The following is a 15,224-nucleotide window of genomic DNA, read 5'->3' on the forward strand; positions in this document are numbered from 1 at the left end:
CTAACGAAGTCCACCTCCCAACTGGCCCCGGCCGCGAAGTTCAGTCCGGACGGACGCGCTGTCGCTCGCAGGAGCGTGCGACAGCGACGTTCTCGAACGTGCTCTCCGTGGATGCGTAGAGCCCGACGCCGCCGTTGCGGACAACAGTGTCGCGACCTTCCAGGATCTGAACGCCGTTCAGCGTGACGGTGATGCGGTCACCTTGGATCGCTCCACCGAGTTCGACGGGACCTGTCAACGGGTTGCTGAGGGATACCGTGCCCACCGTGACCGGACCCGACGCGTGAGCCTCGCGGACGATACTCGCGTACTGCGTTCCCTGGCTCGTCTTGCCGAGGTGGATCCGGTACCCATAGGAGTCCGAGGTGTCTCGCAGCGAGATGCCCGCCGTACCGACGGATCCGTTGATCGTGACCGTGGCCTTCGCAGCAAAGTCGCACGTCTCGGAGAAGCGTGACGGCAGCGTCGAGTCGGCCAGGACGTGCGCCCTGCCATCGGTAGGCGTGAGCGTCAACTGGCCCGAGTTGACCGATGCCTTTCCCGCGATACCCCGCCAATTGGCCTGGTCGAGCCCTTCCTTGATCGTGATGTTGTCGAAGGCCGCGGCCCGGCCATGCGTGGAGACGGCGGCGCCACCCGTCGGCAGTTGCGCGTCGTCTGCGGAGATCGACGTGTTGCCCACTGTGGCGATCAGATGCTTCCCGACTGCGGACACGGTCAGCGCGTGCGCGCTGTCTGCGGTGATGGGCAGCTCGGTCTCCGCGAGAACGGTAGACGTCGCGTTGTAAACCTTCACGAGCTGCAGCTTCGCGCCACCCGACGTACTGACGACATCGGCCCGGTAGTAGTTGCGGGAGTCGTGATACCGGAACGCCAGACCGGTCGTTGCCGTCGTCTGGTTTCTTGTCCCCGGAACGATGTCGGCAGTCACGATCACGTCATCCGGTACGTCCTGCTGCACCGCCAACGACTGCGTGTCTGTGCCCGAGGTCTGCACCAGCTGCGCGCCGCCGAGCTCCCAGGTGCCTTGCACCGGCGTCCAGCCGTCAAAGGAACTATTGAAGTCGTAGACGGTGCTGTCCAGGCTCGTGTCGGTGAACTTTTCGTTGAGCAACGGCTTCGGGGCGAAAGCTGCCTTGGCCGAGACGGTGACGAGGTTGCCGGTGCGGGTGAACGCGGTCGGGGTGCCGTTGATCTTCACCGCGCGTGCCTTCGGCGCGTTGATCGTGAGGGTGCCGGTGAAGGGGTCCCCGAGCGAGATCTGGGCGGTAGCGCCCTTCAGTTCCACACTGATGTCGGACACAACTCCGGAGGATTTGACGACGGTGTCCCCGTCGTCGACCAGCGACGATCCCTGGGTCAGCGCGTACCGCGTCAGCCCGCCGCCCTTGGCACGCTCGAGGTAGGCGGTCTCGGCGTTGGTCGCGGCGTCGCCGAACTGCCTGGCCGAGGGAATCGCCTCGCGCGACAAGTAGAAGCGGCCGGTCGCCTTCGGCAGGTCGATCTTCATCGCGCTGGCCACGGCGTGATCCACCTGAGGCAGTTCGATGCGCGACGCCTTGACCGACGGCGCGGCGCCGGCCTTGCCGGGAACCACGACCGTGTCCACTCCCGTAGCGCCGGTGGCGGACCAGTCGTACGACAGGTAGTCGACGTCGGTGAGAACCTGCTCGCCCACGCGCACGGCGCCGTTCTTGTGGACGTTCGACGTGAGGTCGGCGCCGGCCGAGGCCACGGGGACCAGCTGTACGCCGGCAACCGGTGGGGCGCCGGGCACCGTGTCGAACCCGACCGTGGCGACGTTCGTGTTCGGGTCGACGGTGACAGGATCGCCAGGGAAGTGCCAGAGCTGCCGGTAGTCGTGCGTGCCGGTGTCACCCGTCAGGTCATCGGAGACGACCCAGAAGCCGGGCTTGACGAAGTAGACGACGCGATCGTGCGCGATCGGCCGGTAGGCCTGTGTCTTACCGCGGTAGATGTCGAGACCCGCGTTCGAGCGCCACAGCGACGTCGAGCGGGGCAGGCCGGCGGGCTGCGGTTGGCCGTCGACCTCGACGGTGTTGTGCGCCTCGGTCGTGCGGCGCATCCAGTCGTTCGTCGGTGTCGCGCTGTAGTCCCCCGCTCCGGGGTCGACGATCAACGGACGCCCGTACGCCGCCATCACCAGGCTGAGGTCGTCGGGATGCCGATGCGAGGCCGTATAGCTGGAGTTCTGGTTGTTGATCAGCATGTACTGGGCGTTGGCGTCCCACCCGGACCGCTGGACCGCATAGCTGATCGGGAACACCGTGGACGACAGCGTCGGGGCGGTCCCTTCGGTGCGCCCGGAGGCGACCCAGGTGAAGTCGGACCAGGAGTTGCGCTCACCGGTCTTCCGAATCGCGCTCTCGCCTGCGTCCGTGTTCGGAGAGTCCCCGACGAGCGCGGTCTCGAGATTCGGCATACGGGTCGCGAACAGCGCATCCGCGATCCAATCCGCGGACCGAACAACCCCGGCGGGCAGCGTTCGCCCGTTGGCACCCGCTACGTCCATCATCGTGTTGATCAGATCCGCCACGTAGGCCTGATAGTTGAACGTCGGCTCGCGGTACACGCCGTCGCCCTTCACCCAGGCGCGCAGGAACCGCTCGACCGAGCGCACCGCGAACGGCTCCCAGGTGAAGGATCCCGAGAACTCGGGCAGATAGACGGCCGCGACGTAGATCGAGCGGGCCATCGAGACGTACCAGTTGTTTCCGACGTGGATCTGCAGCACACTCGCGAGGCGATCCGTCGTCGCGTGCACGCCGGACAGGTACGCCACGAGGTCGTTCGCGTCGATGCTCGGCTCCGTCCGGAACACGGAGAACGAGCTGACGAGCTGGGCCAGCCGCTTGCCGCCCGAAAGGTTGCGGTTCTGCGGCCAGCTCGGATTGTCGGCGAAGAAGTCCAGTGAGATGTCCATCCACGCCGACGCGTACTCCGCACGCTTCCGCGGGTCGCTCTCCTTCAGATACGCGCTCGTCAGCGTCGACATGAACGTGAAGTCACTCATCAGAACCTGCGCGCTCCCTGGGATGGTCTCCGTCCCGCCCCAGAGGTCCGCCCAGTCCACGTCGATCCGCTGCTCGGCGTCGTTGTAGAAGTCACGGGTCACGGTGCCGAACCGGAAGATCCCTGCCGCCAATTCGTCGGCGGTCGCGTCACCTCCCCCTCCCCCGCCGACACCCGGGTACTCGATGCCCGCGCGGCCTGCGTAGTAGGCCTTGAGCTCGGCGGCGGCGCCCGCCTCATCACCGGCGGCAAGCTCCGCCGCGACCCGGGCGAGCCCCGGACGTGTCAGGTCGAGCAGCTCACCGAGATCCGACATACCGGTCGTGGCGGCCCGGGCCGGCGACAGCCCCGCCACCATCAGAGCCACCGCGGCTGTCGTCGCAGCCCACGCACGGACACGGCGGCGAGTGCTCCGCCGAAGATGTCTTCGTTGCATCCCATCTCCTCATGACACGTGAGAGTTCTCGCTGAGTCCGAGCCGAGGCCAGTTAGGTGACGTATCGTTAATTCACCGTAGGCTTGGTTGAGACGTTACGTCAACGGTTCGAGGAGGCATGCGTGACAACGCAACGGGACATCGCCCGCACAGCGGGCGTATCGGTCGCGGTGGTGTCGGCCGTGCTGAACGGCACGACCCACACCCGGATGAGCGAGGCCACCCGCGCGCGGGTCCTCCAGGCCATGGAGAACCTCGACTACCAGCCCAACCAAGCGGCCCGGTCCCTGCGACTGAACCGCACCGGCATGATCGCGCTGATCCTCCACAAGCTCGACAATCCCGTCTACGCCGACCTGCTGCGCGGTGTCTACGGGGCCGCCTCCGAGCACGGCGGGACAGTCCTGCTCGGCGACGCCGAGACGATGCGCTCGAGCAGCCAGTTCGTCACCCGGCTGCTCAGCCAGGGCACCGTCGACGGCATCCTGATCCGGGACGACCAGCTGTACGACGACGACGTGATGGCCGAGCTCCGCTCGCACCCCAAGCCGATTCTCAGCCTTGACCACGACCAGCACCACCCGTGGGTCGGCATCGACGACCGCCGCGCGGGCGAGATCGCGACCCGGTTCCTGCTCAACCTGCGCCATCGCCGGATCGCCTTCATCGGCGGCGCTCCCGGGCACGCGTTCCAGCAGCGCTACCTCGGGTATCAGCACGAAATGCAGCAGGCCGGCCTGGAACCGGCGCCGCACCTGGCCACCGGCTTCGGCGAACAGGCCGGCGCCGACGGCCTACGCCAAGCGCTCCAGTTGCCGGCCGCCCCGACCGCGCTCGTGGTGAACAACATCATGAGCGCCGTCGGAGTCCTGGCCGCCGCCCACGACCTAGGCATCGCCGTACCCGACCAGCTGTCAGTCGTCGGCATCCACGACGTAGCCCTAATGCAACACCTACGCCCAGCCGTAACCGCAGTCCGAATGCCCATGTACGAACTCGGCCAAGCCGGCGTCCACGCGCTCTACGACCTAATGGCAGGCAACCCCCACACCAGCGGCACCATCACCACCCCCGAGCCCGAACTCATCATCAGAGACTCAGCAACAACCCTGACCAACACCTGACCAGCCACCGGCGACGCAGCACCCGACTGCATCTCGCCAGCGCGGTTCGTCAACAACCAGCAAGCTCGAATCCCGACACCAAGCTGACATCACGATACGTCACCGCAGCGCTTCACTCAAGAAGATGTACGCCGCGGCCGTTCCGCCGCCGTCGCGAGGTGCGCACTGATCAGGTGGTCGCCGCCCGTACGCCGCGCAGGACGACGTCAAGCACTGCGTCAGCCTCGGCACGGGCGGCCTGGGGGTCGTCGGCGCGGGCAATGTAGAGGGCTGAGCCGTAGAGACCGCCGAGCGCGAGGTGGGCCAGCGCGTCGAGTGCGACACCGGGCAACGCACCGCTGGCCACCAGCGGCGTCAGCACGGTCCGCAGCATTGGCAACTCGACGCCTTCGGTGCCGCTGTCCCAGGCGCGTGCAGCCATCACGGTCACACTGTCGATGATCACGACCCGCCTGAACGCCGGGCGCAGACAAGCATCGAGGAACGCGGACAGACCCGCTCGTACCGCGGCCCACGGATCCTCCTCGGCCAAGGCCGCGGCCATCACCGCGTCAGCGGTCTCGTCCAGCACCACGTCGTACACCGCCTTGAACAGCGCGTCCTTGTTACTGAAGTGGTGGTAGAGAGCGCCCTTCGCGAGACCTGCGCGCTGGACGATGTCGTCCATCGCGGTCGCTTTGTAGCCCTGCTCGACGAACCGCTCGCGCGCGATCCCGACCAGCAGCTCCCGGGTTGCCTCCGCCTGCCGTTCCCGCAGCCTCTTGACAGTCACCCGGAAAGCATAAAAGACTGACCGCTAGTCGGTGACCGACCGTCGGTCGGTGAAGGAGGATTGTGATGGTGCCACTTCCGCCCGGACAACGGAGCGTCGAGGGGTTCCCGCGATTCGGCACGCACCTGCACCGGCCGCCACCCGCGGTGCCAGACGATCCGGTGATCGCGATCAGCGGCGTGGTGCGCAAGCCGTCTGAGGTGCGGCTGCCGGAGCTCGCCACGCTGCCGCGGCGCGAGGTCGTCGCCGACTTCCACTGCGTCTCAGGCTGGACGGCGACCGACCTGCAGTGGGAAGGGGTGCGGTTCGCCGATTTCTTTCGCGCCTTCGTCGAGCCGGCGCTCGACCCGGAGGTCTCCGTCAGCCACCTCGCGTTCGTGGGTCTGGACGGGATCAGCTCCGTGGTCGAACTGCAGGACGCGCTGGCGGACGACGTCCTGCTCGCGGACCGGGTGAACGGGGGCCTGCTCGGCGGCGACCACGGCGCGCCGATCCGGTTGGTCAGCCCTGCCCAGTACGGCTACATGAGCATCAAGCACCTGTGCCAGGTCGAGGTGTGTTCCGCGCTGCCGGCACATCGCCTCGATCGGAGCATCATCGGCCGGCTGATCGAGGGCCATCCCCGGGCTCGGGTCCGGCACGAGGAGCGCCACGGCCACATCCCGGGATGGCTGATCCGGCCGTTCTACCGTCCGCTGATCCGCCCCATCCGCGCCCTCTGCGCGAAAGGAACGCAAGACCGATGAGACTCCCCAACGATGTGCTGAAGACCCAGCACTGGATCATCGACGACATCGTGCCCGACTTCGACGTCGAGGACGTCTGGGCCCTTCCCGCCGAGGGCGGCGCGCACGACTTTCCAGCCGTTATCCAGGCGCAGGACTCCCTCGACTTTCCGGCGTCCGCGCCGCTGCCGGTGCGGTTGCTGTGGGGCATTCGCGATCTGCTCGGACGCGCGTTCGGACTGGGGCGCATTTCGACATCCGCAGACGCCGCCGGCGCCTGGCCACCCGTTCCCGGCACCGGCGAACCATCGCTGCTCGTGCGGCTCCCCGAGGACCTCCGCGACACGTCCCCAGCATCGCCGTTCACCGACAAGCCGTTCCGGCCGCTGTACCGCACGGACACCGAGCTCGCCGAGGAAATCTCCAACCGGACCATGTACGGCGTGATGCACCTGGCCTGGGTCGACCAGGGAAGCGGCCGCTACCGCGCGCAGATGACCGTCTACGTCAAACCCCGCGGCACCTTCGGCAAGGCATACATGGCCTTCATCAAGCCATTCCGCTATGCGATCGTCTATCCGGCACTCATGCGACACTTCGAACGAACCTGGTCACAACACCACTGACGAGCGACGACGACGGCCGGGCTTGATAACCCTGGCGATCACCAAGCGCTGGAGGCGCCCGCCGACCGCCGTTGGGCTAAGCAGTGGGAAGTTGGGCCAGTAGGCGGTTCAGTGTGGCGATTTCTGCAGTCTGGGCTGTGGTGATCCTGTTGGCGAGTGTGGTCGCTGCCGGGCTCCTGCCGCCTGTTTGCTCTGCTTTCGCCATGGTCAGTGCCCCCAGGTGGTGCTTGATCATCATCTGGATCCACACCCGGTCGAACATGCTGCCCTTGGTTTTGCCGAGTTCGTGCATCTCGTCCTCGGTCATCATGCCGGGGATCTCGTCCTCCATCGCGTGCCCACTGTGCGACGCCGCCGGAACCGGCTCGCCCCAGCCGGTGAGCCAGCCGGACATCTGCTTCATCTCCGCCTCCTGGGCCGTCGTGATCGCCGCGGCGAGTTGCTTGACCTGGGCGCTCGTGGCCTGCCACTTGGCCATTCCGGACATCTGCAAGGCCTGCTGGTGGTGCAGGATCATGTGCGAGGCGAAGGCCACGTCCGCTTCGTTGTGGTCGGCGGCCGGAGCGGACGCGCCCGCCGAGGTCGTGCCTTTCCCAGCACCGTTGGCCCCGGCCGTCGCAGCCGAATCGTCGCCACAACCGGCCAGACCGACGGCGGAGACGAGAACCAGGACTGCAGAGGCAGCACCGGTCCAAGTTGGGTGTCGCATCGTCTTCATTCCTTTGTCGAAACCTGCGGGAACTGTGCGAAACACCTGACGAGTCAGATGCGCAGCACGCACAACTTCGACAAGGACGGTGAGATCCACGGCGGCCTGTTCGGCGGGTGCAGGCCTGGCAGGGCCGAGAAGTCTCGGTTGCTTGCGGCTGCCATCAAGCGCCGTACGGCGGTGCCGGCCAACGCCAATGCCAGCGCCGTCATGATTGCCAGGCAGAGGTCCTCCGAGTGGGAATCAGCATCGGAGACCGGGACGACGGAGGCGCCGACAGTCCCCACGGTGACTGGACTATCGGCATGATGCGCAACGCCAACCTGGCCGGACAGCGTGTGACGAACTGCCAGCATCGCGTCATGCTGACTGGTCAGTCCATGCATCGCGAACACCCCGGCGAGCAGACAGATGACAGTCAGAGCCCTCCCCAGGCCCGATCTCATCCCGCAGCCGCCGGCAGTCACGCCGCCAACCATAGTCGGCACCCCGTCCTCACCGGGTGTGAAGCAGCGAGCGCAGCGTGGAGACCAACGTGGGTGGAGCCGCCTCCGACCTGAGGCGGCCCGCGTCGACCTCGTCGGCGGCTGCGTGCAGCACGGCGTAGAACGTGGCGACCAGCCAGTCGTGGGCCAGATCGACACGGAAGATACCGTCCTGCTGGCCACGTGCGATCAACTGCTCGACATGACGGAACGCCGCATCGTGCTGCTCCCGCAGTGCAGCGGGGCCCAGCACGTCGACCGCCGCGACCCGCACCTTGCGGTAGCGATCGAGAATCGGCCACGACGTACGGACCAGGCGATCCAGGGCCTCGTCGACGTCGAACGTGTCGAGCTCGAGCGCTGTCAGCGCATCGTCGGTCTCCGCGATGGCCCGCCGTACGACGGCCTCGACCAGCAACTCGCGGGTCGCGAAGTGCGCGTACAGCGTCATCCGGGTGATGCCGGCAGCGCTCGCGACCTCGCTCATCGTCGGCACGGTGCCGCCGACGAGGAGGTCGCGAGTGGCGCTGAGGACGGTGTCCGCATTGCGCTCGGCGTCCGCCCGGCGGCGACGCTGGTCAGTGGCCATCCTCGAAGCCTACGAACCGCTGCGCCACAACGACGAATCAGTGGCCATGGCCATGACCATGGCCGGCCACCGCTTGCGGCTTGCCCGCCGGAACCAGCACCAACGCGACCACTGCAGCGCCGGCCGCGGCGATCGCGCTGGCCAGGTAGGCATCGGTGAAGCCGCCAAGGTCCGGTGTTCCGGCCGACGACAGGCTGGCGGCGGCAATCGTCGAGACGACCGCGACACCGATGCTGCCGCCGAGTTCGTGGAAGGTGTTCACCACCCCGGACGCGACGCCGGACTCCGCCGCGGGCACGTTCGCCAGCGTCGTCGTGGTCGCGGTGACGAACACCGGGCCGACGCCCAGCGCGGCGATCACGAATCCGGGCAGCACCGAAGTGGCCACGCCGTCGCCCGGTGAGATCTGAGTCAACATCGCTGCACCCGCCGCGACCAGTGCGAAGCTCGCCACCGCGATGACTCGACCGCCCACACGACTGATCAGGTGGGCGCCGAGCTGCGCGCCGATCGTGATCGCGATCGCGACCGGCAGGAACAGCAGACCTGTCTTCAGCGCACTGAAACGCAGCACGTGCTGGAAGTACAGCGAGGTGACGAAGAACAATCCGAGGAGCAATCCGGTCGCGAGCAGCATCAGAAACGTCCCCGACACGACCGGGCGACGGGCCAGAGTCTGCGGCCGCATCAGCGGTGCGGCGGCCTTCGCCTCCGTCAGCGCGAAAGCGCCGTACCCGATGATCGCTCCCCCGACGGCCGCCAGCGTTCCCGTGGATCCCCAGCCCGCATCGCCTGCGTGGACCAGGCCGTAGATCAGTGCCGCCGTGGAAGCAGTCACCAGCAGCGCACCTGGTACGTCGAGGCTCTGCCGTTCACGCGACCGGTCCGGGCCTACCAGACGCGGGATGAGGACGAGGATTGCCACACCGATTGGCACGTTCACGAAGAACACCCATTGCCAACCAGGGCCTGCCGTCAGAAGCCCGCTCAGCAGTACGCCGATCGCCGCGCCGGCGCCACCGATCGCAGCCCAGATGCCCAGCGCACGATGGCGTTCACGACCATGGAAAGTCGCGGTCAGGATCGACAACGCAGCCGGTGACATCAACGCCGCCCCGATCCCCTGGCCGGCGCGCCCGGTGATCAGCACGGCCGCGTTCTGCGCGAGACCGGAGGCCAGCGACGCCAGCGTGAAAACCACCAGCCCTGCCAGCAGGGTCCGCCGCGCACCCAGCAGGTCGGCCAGCCGGCCACCGAAGATCATCAGCCCGCCGAACACCAGCGTGTACGTCGTGACGACCCACGTCAGCGCGGCCCGCTCCAGGCGGAGGTCATCGCCGATGCTCGGCAACGCGACCTGAACCACCGTGATGTCCACGATCAGCATGAACTGCGCGAAGGCCAGCAGCACCAACGTCAGCCACCGCCGCCCGTCCACCCCGTCCGTAGTCTCCACGTGCATCTGCGGGTGATTCATCACGCTCCCCTAACCTTGACACTGGTGTATAGATTACTTGATACCCTACCCCGGTACAGAAGGCAAGAGGAGTGATCATGAGCAACTCGGCCGCGCCGCATGAGAAGCGGGTCGTCAACGGGCCGGTGGTGTCCGGGCTGGTGCAGATCGCCGTCGGGGCTTTGACCGGATTCCCTTACGCCGCAGCGACCTACAGGTCGGGCCTCACCAGTCAGCTAGGGATCGAGGCCCATCCGTCAGCTACACCTGGACCTGGTGATGATGGGCGGCCCCGTGACCGCTACCGGCGCCGCCCTGCCACGCTTGCCACGTTCCGTCGCCGTTCCGCTGGCGATCGGCTGTTGGACCAACGCACTCGCTTTCGCGCCGCCCGCGGTTCGGCCATCGATCGAGGCCGTTTCGCGTCATGGCCGGCACCTCGTTCGCCGTCACAGCTGCCAGCTGGATCGCCGTCGCGCGCATCGCTGGCCGTTGCTTGGACCAACAGCGCTGACGCGCCCACGCCGCACGCCGTCGTCACGAACGGACAAGCCACCCGGTCATCCTGCGACAGGCCACCGTTCGAAGAAAAGACAGGGAGCGTCCGCTCACCTGATGCGCATGCCGGAGATGGCTCGGGCGACAACGAGGCGCTGAATTCGGAGGTGCCTTCGAAGATGGTGTAGATCTATTTCAGCTCGCGGGCAATCTCGGCCAGAAGGACTGAAAGTCGGGCCTGACCTGCGGTTTTGTCTCTCATCGGTGATCGGCGGTGATCATCGTTCGCCAGCGTCTCACGGAGCTGTGACGGAGCAAGACCTTGCCCATGGCAACTTGTTGGGATCCAGCGACGGAGCAGAACCACCAGACGAACCGGCCCGGATGACCGTTCGAAGCGAGATGTGGTCATGCTGCTGATGTGACCGGCACGGAAGCGACAACGCAGCGTGTAGCCCGCGTCGGCTAAGCCTCGATCCACCGACTGGATCGTGGTCCAGGCGTCGTCTGCGGTGGCTGGTGGTCCGCTGGGCGCCGGTATGGTCCAGGTCCCAGTCTTTGACACGGGTTGTCGAGGGAACAGGACTGACTGATTGACGGGGGACGGGCCGCTTCGATGAGATGGTCCGTAGGTGGCCGCGGAACTGCTGGCGGCGGCAGACTTGGAGTTGATCGACACGTCCGCAGCGCAGGACGCACAGGTCGACCGGCGCGGCCGTACGAACATCGGAGGAGGCGACGAGCAGTGGAGCAACCTACTGACCTGTGGACGGAGTTCGACTACGCCGTAGTCGATGTCGAGGGCAACGGACAGCGACCAAACTGACCTGGTCGAAATCTCAATTGTCGCGATCGAGGACGGCCTGATCGCGCAAGCGAGGAACTGGCTGGTCCGCCCGCCTCGGCCGATCACTCCGATGGCGACCGATACCACCCATCGCTTGTCGCCGTCTTAGTGACGGAGCAGGCCCACCCACGGCAACGACGCGGTCGGTAGCCGTCTTGAACCGCAGGCATGTGTTGTCGACCGTCGATCCACAGGAGTCCCCCTCGACCTGCGGTTCATCGCCAGACAAACCCCGACCGGATTTGCTGGAGGTACAGCTAGCCCGCAGCGACGTCGATCCAGGCAGTGACCAGCAGCCATGCCCCCGTCAGGCAGAGCAGGACGGAGCCGATACGGTACGTGAACTCCGTGCGCATCGGAGCAGGGTAGGTCACCGCATCATATGGATCAGTCATCCTGAAGACACCGTCATCGGCCAATCGCCGAAGCACGGTTGCAGCCCACTGGAACCCGCTGTAAGACATCCCGAGGCACGCGCCGGTAGAGAAAGCCAAGGTGAAGAATACCGCGCGGTAGAACGGCTTGACATCTGAGAAGAGGCCGTTGCCAACGTCTCCCGCGCCAAACAGTGCGATCCCGGCCAATCCTCCAGCGAGATAAGTACACAGCTGTGCACGGCGCTGGTACTTCTCGCTCTGACGTTCAAATGTGCCGGTGGCTGCCATCCTCACCGACCTCAGAGATCGTCATGCCAGAAGCTGTTGAAAAAAGGGCCGGCCGCCGCTAAGTATGCGTCGATCTCGTCGGCCGTGAGCGGACCCTCGTTGTTCACCACTCTCATGATGGTCGCGATGACGATGTGTTCAGCTAGAAGTTCGGCGCCACGGGACGGAACGTCTAATCTCGCAATAACGTCGACCGCCTGCCGCGTGGCCAGCTCGACATCGTTCAACTCAGCGACGACGCCATACCGCTCCAGACGCGCAACCCCCATCGCGATTCCTCGCGTCAGCGGGTCATCGCGCGCCACCCTGCCCCCGATCGTTGTATCAGACAACTCGACCGCCCCTTGGTCCAAGCAACTTGACGTGACGAAAAGCGTACGCGGACCATGCCTACATGGCCAGGTCAGGAGATAGCGCAGACGGCGCCCCGACACTCGGCCACGGGCGCGCGCGATGATTCAGCTTGACGATGCGACGCGCCGACAAGCCACAGAGCTCGTTCAGGTCTGCGAATTATGGTGCCAGCAATGGCGCGAACTTTCCGCGGACCAGGCCTCGGAACCTGTCGACAACATTACTTACGACATGATCGCACGCTACATGCCACTCGCCCTACAACTGCTTCCCGACAGCCCTTTGGTGCTCGCGATAGACAACATGTCGGAGTCTGTCCCGGCCTTCGACGACAAGAAGAGTCGATCACCGCTGACCATCCGCCGCGCCCGCGAGCACCTGTCGGCAATCGCCATTGCGATCAAGGGAGCATATGCCCTCGACCGCCGGTCACCGTCGCTCGGCACATTCGAACCGAGATACGGCCAAGTCACAGCACCGTTGACCAAGTCGGCAGAAAGTCCCAGCCGGCACGGCAAACCCAACACGAAGCAATGAGGTCGGATCGCCAACGTGTCGGCATTCCCAGAAGCGCGCCGACAGTGCGTCTTAGATACGTCACGCTAGCGTCCGGTCCGTCTTGTCCAGGCGCCGAACGGAGGGAGCACTACACGGACCCGTCTCCACCGGAGGGACACGTGCCGGGCTTCCGTTCTACGCCTCAGCGATATCGCGCGAGCGCTCGACCGCATCCAGAAGCTACGCCATAATGGTCCGCCATGACGGTCCAGCACCCGCCAGGGACGCCTCGCGCAGCGCTCACGGACAAGCTTCTCGCCGGTGGCCTCAGTTCGGTTCCTGTAGTGGGCGGTGTCGCCGCAGCTTGGTATCAGAATCTGATGGAGGGACCGTACAACAGGCGACTCGATGCGTGGCGGCAGGTAATCACAGAGGTAGTGAACGACCTCGCAGAGAGATATGACAACCTCCTCGACAGTGAGGTTTTCCTTGACGCTTTCGTCAACGCCACAAGGGCTGCACAGGCAACGCATGAAGGGGAAAAGCTCGAGGCATTGAGAAACGCCGTTGCGAACTCGGTCGCGCCAGACGCCCCGCAAGTTGGCGAGCAAGCCAGATTTTTCCGATTGGTCGACCAATTCTCGGCCGCCCACATCGTCCTACTCAAGGTGCTCGACGACCCCCGCAGCGCGGCCTTCCGTCTCGGGCGCAAACATGGCCCTCAGACACTGAGCCTCGAGGCACTGCTCGATGAGGTTGTACCCCAGTTCGTAGGAAACATGGGATGGCGTGAGCTTCTGATATCAGACTTGGTTGGCACCAGTCTTCTCGTCGACATTAGCTCGAGAGGGTCGTCGCACCCCGCAGAGAACCTCCGCGGCTTCAACCGCCAGACGACTGGCTTGGGACGCCGCTTCCTACGCTTCATCTCCGCAGATAACTGACGACCCACCTATTGGGAGCGCCACCTGGATCCGCAGCCCGAGGCTTAGGCTCGGGTTATGTCCCGCCGAACCCACACCTTCCGACTCGCGCCTCCGTGTAGCGAGGCCCGTCGGAACGAGGCAGTGTGCGCCCCTCGGGTCCAGGGGCAGGCCATCGATAGCAGTCGCCCCTGCCAACGGACCAACCACCCCGATCAGTGCGGTGACGATGCCTGAGGACACTAGAGCCCACCGAGCTACCGGACCACCCCATTGGCTCGCTACGGCGAGTAGTAGTGCTGGTCTCCGCCCGCCCAGCGGGCGTCAACTGCTGGCAGCGCGCCGCGTGAGGTGCAACGTCTGGCATGCCGATGACGGGCCGTTGCCGACGTGCGACGAAAGGCGCTGTGTGGCGACCGGTGCAGCGCGCGTCGCTCCACCTGGTTAGTCGCAGTCTCGGCACCTGGACGCAGTTGCGCTCTCGTAGGCTCTTGGAGGCTGGACGATGAAGCATCCGGTGCATCGGCGCTCGCCGGCGATGGCTTTGCACCCGCACCCACAGGCGCCGCACGTTGGGCACTTGAGGTCACCGCAGGAATCGCATGCGGCCTGGTATGTGGTGAACGCCGCAGTGCAGTTGTCGCACCAACCATCGTTCGGAGCCGAGTACGCGGTTCGGCCGGCACTGAACTGCATCCACGGGGCAGGTCCGTCGACCATCACGGCGACCACACAGGTTTGTGCCACGGCGGACTCTATGTTCAGCTCGCGCGTGGTCGACCCTCCTCCGAGGTCGAGATGAGCAACTCCGCGGACCACCGCACCTGCAGCCGCCCGTTTCAATAAACCCGCCTGTGGTGCCCCACGGCGGGCCGGGAACACGCCACCGGACCGTGCAGCGAACTCCGCGGCGCCTGCAGGATTGAGGAGCACCACGTATCCGGGTTCGCTCATCGACTCTGCAGCAGCGACCGCTACCGCCTGAGCCGACGCACTGCATGCCTCCATCAGGTCGACCACGGCGCGGGCAGTGACTCCGTCGGAGAATGCCAATTCACGTGCGGCCTCCGGCACGAGAACGCGGGACGCGAACGCGTCACAGACCTTCTCCTCCAGTTCTGCGGCGCGTGGATGGGCGAAGAGCTCTTCGAGCACCGCGAAGACCTGGTTGCAGAGGTGGTGCCCGTACTCGTGGAGAAGGCTGAAGCGACGACGCCCGAACGACGCGTCCTCGGCGACGGCGATGCTGGCCGGAGATGTCGACGAGTCGTATGTTGCTGCGATCGAGCAAGCCGGTGGCAGACGCTCAGCAGGAACCCACGTGACTTGAATGGACGAGTCTGCCTGAAGCGCCCCTCGCGGCTCACGACTGAGCTCCTCAAGTTTGACGACTCCAGCGGAGCGAACCTGCTCAAGCAACAGCTCGGCGAGCTGCGCCGCCTGCCGACTCATCGGACGCTGCGGGGCGCCCTACCCCGACTCAA

At 65.9% G+C, this 15,224-nt stretch carries 15 protein-coding genes; 6 read left to right on the forward strand and 9 right to left on the reverse strand.

What is annotated here, in order from left to right; genetic code table 11:
- Positions 1 to 40 precede the first annotated feature (40 nt).
- Positions 41 to 3,391: an alginate lyase family protein gene (locus E0H50_RS24120; RefSeq protein WP_238151186.1), complete on the reverse strand. Its 3,351-nt coding sequence runs from the start codon at positions 3,389 to 3,391 to the stop codon at positions 41 to 43.
- A gap of 200 nt (positions 3,392 to 3,591) precedes the next feature.
- Here E0H50_RS24120 and E0H50_RS24125 point away from each other — a divergent pair, with 200 nt between their 5' ends.
- A complete protein-coding gene (locus tag E0H50_RS24125; protein WP_165547275.1) occupies positions 3,592 to 4,593 on the forward strand; it encodes a LacI family DNA-binding transcriptional regulator in 1,002 nt (333 codons plus the stop codon).
- A gap of 169 nt (positions 4,594 to 4,762) precedes the next feature.
- Here E0H50_RS24125 and E0H50_RS24130 read toward each other — a convergent pair whose 3' ends face one another.
- Positions 4,763 to 5,365 (reverse strand): TetR/AcrR family transcriptional regulator, encoded by a 603-nt coding sequence (locus E0H50_RS24130; protein ID WP_131292356.1) that lies wholly within the window; start codon positions 5,363 to 5,365, stop codon positions 4,763 to 4,765.
- A 65-nt stretch (positions 5,366 to 5,430) separates the two neighbouring features.
- Between E0H50_RS24130 and E0H50_RS24135 the strand changes: the two genes are divergently transcribed.
- Together E0H50_RS24135 and E0H50_RS24140 are read left to right on the forward strand one after the other, a co-directional pair.
- A complete protein-coding gene (locus tag E0H50_RS24135) occupies positions 5,431 to 6,111 on the forward strand; it encodes a molybdopterin-dependent oxidoreductase (RefSeq protein WP_131292358.1) in 681 nt (226 codons plus the stop codon).
- A complete protein-coding gene (locus E0H50_RS24140) occupies positions 6,108 to 6,716 on the forward strand; it encodes a DUF2867 domain-containing protein (RefSeq protein WP_131292360.1) in 609 nt (202 codons plus the stop codon). The genes E0H50_RS24135 and E0H50_RS24140 overlap by 4 nt, the downstream gene beginning before the upstream one ends.
- Positions 6,717 to 6,792: 76 nt before the next feature.
- Here E0H50_RS24140 and E0H50_RS24145 read toward each other — a convergent pair whose 3' ends face one another.
- Genes E0H50_RS24145 through E0H50_RS24155 form a run of 4 tightly spaced genes read right to left on the reverse strand, consistent with a single transcriptional unit; the run spans position 6,793 to position 9,961 of the window.
- Complete coding sequence (locus tag E0H50_RS24145) at positions 6,793 to 7,524, reverse strand: DUF305 domain-containing protein (protein WP_238151176.1); 732 nt, start codon at positions 7,522 to 7,524, stop codon at positions 6,793 to 6,795.
- Positions 7,479 to 7,892, reverse strand: coding sequence for a DUF6153 family protein (locus E0H50_RS43085; RefSeq protein WP_165547276.1), 414 nt, complete (start codon positions 7,890 to 7,892; stop codon positions 7,479 to 7,481). The genes E0H50_RS24145 and E0H50_RS43085 overlap by 46 nt, the downstream gene beginning before the upstream one ends.
- Positions 7,893 to 7,920: 28 nt before the next feature.
- On the reverse strand, positions 7,921 to 8,499 hold the full coding sequence (locus E0H50_RS24150; RefSeq protein ID WP_131292362.1) for a TetR/AcrR family transcriptional regulator: 579 nt from the start codon (positions 8,497 to 8,499) through the stop codon (positions 7,921 to 7,923).
- Between the two features lie 37 nt (positions 8,500 to 8,536).
- Positions 8,537 to 9,961, reverse strand: a complete 1,425-nt coding sequence (locus E0H50_RS24155) for an MFS transporter (protein WP_165547277.1) — start codon at positions 9,959 to 9,961, stop codon at positions 8,537 to 8,539.
- Between the two features lie 1,124 nt (positions 9,962 to 11,085).
- Here E0H50_RS24155 and E0H50_RS43090 point away from each other — a divergent pair.
- Positions 11,086 to 11,244: a hypothetical protein gene (locus E0H50_RS43090; RefSeq protein ID WP_165547278.1), complete on the forward strand. Its 159-nt coding sequence runs from the start codon at positions 11,086 to 11,088 to the stop codon at positions 11,242 to 11,244.
- Between the two features lie 313 nt (positions 11,245 to 11,557).
- Here the strand turns inward: E0H50_RS43090 and E0H50_RS24160 are convergent, their stop codons facing one another.
- Together E0H50_RS24160 and E0H50_RS24165 are read right to left on the reverse strand one after the other, a co-directional pair.
- Positions 11,558 to 11,965, reverse strand: a complete 408-nt coding sequence (locus E0H50_RS24160) for a hypothetical protein (protein ID WP_131292364.1) — start codon at positions 11,963 to 11,965, stop codon at positions 11,558 to 11,560.
- 11 nt (positions 11,966 to 11,976) lie between these two features.
- On the reverse strand, positions 11,977 to 12,270 hold the full coding sequence (locus tag E0H50_RS24165; protein ID WP_131292366.1) for a hypothetical protein: 294 nt from the start codon (positions 12,268 to 12,270) through the stop codon (positions 11,977 to 11,979).
- 148 nt (positions 12,271 to 12,418) lie between these two features.
- On the opposite strand from E0H50_RS24165, the gene E0H50_RS24170 reads away from it, so the two are divergent.
- Together E0H50_RS24170 and E0H50_RS24175 are read left to right on the forward strand one after the other, a co-directional pair.
- Positions 12,419 to 12,856, forward strand: coding sequence for a hypothetical protein (locus E0H50_RS24170; RefSeq protein WP_131292369.1), 438 nt, complete (start codon positions 12,419 to 12,421; stop codon positions 12,854 to 12,856).
- 221 nt (positions 12,857 to 13,077) lie between these two features.
- On the forward strand, positions 13,078 to 13,761 hold the full coding sequence (locus E0H50_RS24175) for a hypothetical protein (RefSeq protein WP_131292371.1): 684 nt from the start codon (positions 13,078 to 13,080) through the stop codon (positions 13,759 to 13,761).
- Between the two features lie 423 nt (positions 13,762 to 14,184).
- Here E0H50_RS24175 and E0H50_RS24180 read toward each other — a convergent pair whose 3' ends face one another.
- On the reverse strand, positions 14,185 to 15,192 hold the full coding sequence (locus E0H50_RS24180; RefSeq protein WP_131292373.1) for an ImmA/IrrE family metallo-endopeptidase: 1,008 nt from the start codon (positions 15,190 to 15,192) through the stop codon (positions 14,185 to 14,187).
- Between the last annotated feature and the right edge of the window lie 32 nt (positions 15,193 to 15,224).

The sequence above is a fragment of the Kribbella sindirgiensis genome (assembly GCF_004331435.1).
Classification (GTDB): Bacteria; Actinomycetota; Actinomycetes; order Propionibacteriales; family Kribbellaceae; genus Kribbella; species Kribbella sindirgiensis.